The sequence below is a fragment of the Bartonella queenslandensis AUST/NH15 genome (assembly GCF_000312585.1).
In the GTDB taxonomy this organism is placed as follows: Bacteria; Pseudomonadota; Alphaproteobacteria; order Rhizobiales; family Rhizobiaceae; genus Bartonella; species Bartonella queenslandensis_A.
Window position 1 is genome coordinate 6,277 of record NZ_HE998007.1, and the last position, 2,916, is coordinate 9,192.

General features: G+C 35.9%; 1 protein-coding gene. It reads right to left on the minus strand.

Annotated features, from left to right (window positions below; genetic code table 11):
• Positions 1-348: 348 nt before the first annotated feature.
• Entirely contained in the window at positions 349-1,467 is a 1,119-nt protein-coding gene (gene tgt, locus BN338_RS06920) for a tRNA guanosine(34) transglycosylase Tgt (RefSeq protein ID WP_039760452.1), read from the minus strand.
• Positions 1,468-2,916: the final 1,449 nt, after the last annotated feature.

The window sequence follows — 2,916 nt, forward strand, 5'->3', positions numbered from 1 at the left end:
TCTGTTCTGCTGCATGTAACACATTTTTTACCTTTACCAATAAAAAACACAAAGAAACTCATAAAAATACAATTTTCATACTTCTTTAAGAGTTCGCTAACGCCTCATTAACATTGTTGCTTTAAACAGTGATCAGAAACAGAACTAAACTGTTTTTCTCCGGATCAGGTAGCGCGTACCGGAGTAACAGTTTCTGTTTTATATGATAATTACAAAAAGGACATGTGCCCCATCAAAGTGCACCTTGATGTTTTAAGATAGTGCAACTTTATAGTTTGGGAAGGTATTTATAATTACATTTTTGCGTAAAATTTGTAAGTAAAAACGCACTATTAGATGAGGAGTATTTTAGCGTCCTTGTGCCCACAGAGCGCGCGTTTCAGTGCAAAAATCAGCATAACAGCCTTCTTCAATGGCATCACGAATTCCTTGCATCAGTTGTTGGTAATAAAAAAGATTATTCCAAGTCAACAACATACCACCAAGAGATTCACCAGATTTGATCAAATGATGCAAATAAGCACAACTATAATCATTTGCGGCCGGACAAAGTGACTGTGGATCAAGAGGATGAGGATCTTCTGCATAACGTGCATTACGCAAATTAATTCTACCAAAGCGCGTAAAAGCTAAACCATGACGCCCTGCACGCGTTGGCATAACACAATCAAACATATCAATACCACGTGCAACACTTTGTAAAATATCATCAGGTGTTCCCACTCCCATAAGATAGCGTGGTTTATCTTCTGGCAAAATCGGACAAGTAGCATCCAACACTGCTGTCATAACACTCTGCGGCTCACCAACAGCAAGCCCTCCAATCGCATAACCCTTTAAATCCATTTCTTTTAATGCTCGAGCAGAACGTTCACGCAGTTTCATATTATCACCACCTTGAACAATCCCAAACAATGCTTTATCTGGCTGATTCCCAAAAGCTATTTTACAACGTTGTGCCCACCGCAATGAAAGTTCCATGGCTTCTTCCATCTCGTTTTCAGTGGCCGGTAATGCAATACATTGATCCAACTGCATTTGGATATCCGCATCAAGAAGTCCTTGAATTTCGATAGAACGCTCTGGACTCATTTCATAGTAGCCTCCATTAATGTAAGAGCGAAAAATCACACCTTTTTCGGTAATTTTTCGAATGCCCGCTAATGACATAACCTGAAAACCACCAGAATCCGTTAAAATAGGTCCATTCCATCGTGAAAATTCATGTAATCCTCCCAAACGCGCAACACGTTCAGCTCCTGGACGTAACATTAAATGATAAGTATTCCCCAAAATAATATCCGCTCCAAGATCACGTATTTGGTCCATATACATAGCCTTAACGGTTCCTGCTGTTCCAACAGGCATAAAAGCAGGTGTACGAACACACCCCCGTCCGGTAATAATTTCACCTCGACGTGCATATCCATCTTGAGCAATTTTTCTATAATGAAATGTCTTTATCATACTCTCGTCTTTTTGATTCCACCAATGCATATCTCTATAGAAGAGAAAAAGATATTTCCCTTACGAGTATTGTCATAAACGTTATGAATTAATTGTTGATTCGATCGATATTGTAACCAGCATAAAAAATTAAACGAGATAAAAGAACATTTGTTGTGAAAAAATCACCATAATAAAGAAAGAATCTAGCTTCAGAAAATAACAAAAATATCATACCTCAAAATATCGATACTTAACGTACCGCAGCCTTAATAGAACCGTGAAATTCTTATCTCAATAATCTCATCTTTACGTAATTTCATGACCAATAATTTGCACGAATAGAAGAAAAGTTTAATGACATTGTACAACTTCCAGTATTCTGCATTCTTATTTTGGAAAACACCATCCTCACGCTTAATGAAAATGCAAATTAGCACGATCATTATAGCCACTCTCAATCTTGAAATAATTCACTAGAAGCATTTTTGTCCAATAGCTTTTTTATACACTAATCCCACTTGTGACATACAAAAAGAATGATCGTGATTAATTCGCTTCCATTAATTCAGCTGATAGCCCCCACCATGAGAAAGAGAACTATTTATCAAACTGATACGCGCAGGCTCCCCCGTAAAATGGAGAAAAAATCAATACCAAAGGGGTTGAAATAAGAGAATCTTACAATATTTAGAGCTCTCATGTAATGTACAAAATAATAAATTATCATTATAAATCAATATATTGTTATATAATGCAACCTATCTATAAAGTTATTCAGAGTTTTTTATCCCTTCTATCCTTGCTCCATTTTATTTGAAAATAGAAAAGATCATATTTTTTAATATCTTGCACATACATTCGTACAATATAACGTTCAAAATACAGAACCCTCCAACGTGTATACAGTCCACATCAATGTAACAATCTATTACAAAACTTCCTCTTATATCGTCATATAGGTAGATTCATTAATCTTTTTAAAAGACCAGATACGAAAGATAATTCATTCAATCAAACAATAAAAATACTTTTTATGAAAAGTCTCAACCAAAGGCTCTACTGTATAATACCGGAAGCTAGAAAACTGTATGACAGCACTTCCCTAGCTCTTATCTGTCTCAATATGTGTTTCAATCATGCTGCCGCATGAAGATTGATGTTGATACGCAAGCAGCAATAAAAGCACGTGCTTTTTCAGGAAAGTAGCATCATAAAACCATTAAGAAACCGGTAATGAAACGAAGAGAAGTGCCGTTTTTTTTTATAAAAAACTTTGCAAAACAATGATTCTAACAGAAATGGCTTGACGTTTTCTTATCCTGACAGCTATCCTTACTAACCCTTGACGCCATATTCGTGAAAATCAGATTGAAAGAGAATAATGGAGAATTCTCGGCTCAAAAATATGAAAGGTAAGCGTGATATTACAAAAGAGTTTCATATACCTTTATTGATCAGAAAAGAGGT

Coding starts and splice junctions, on each gene's coding strand:
- tgt (WP_039760452.1), bottom strand. CDS start 1,467: ATGATAAAGACATTTCATTATAGAAAAATTGCTCAAGATGGATATGCA.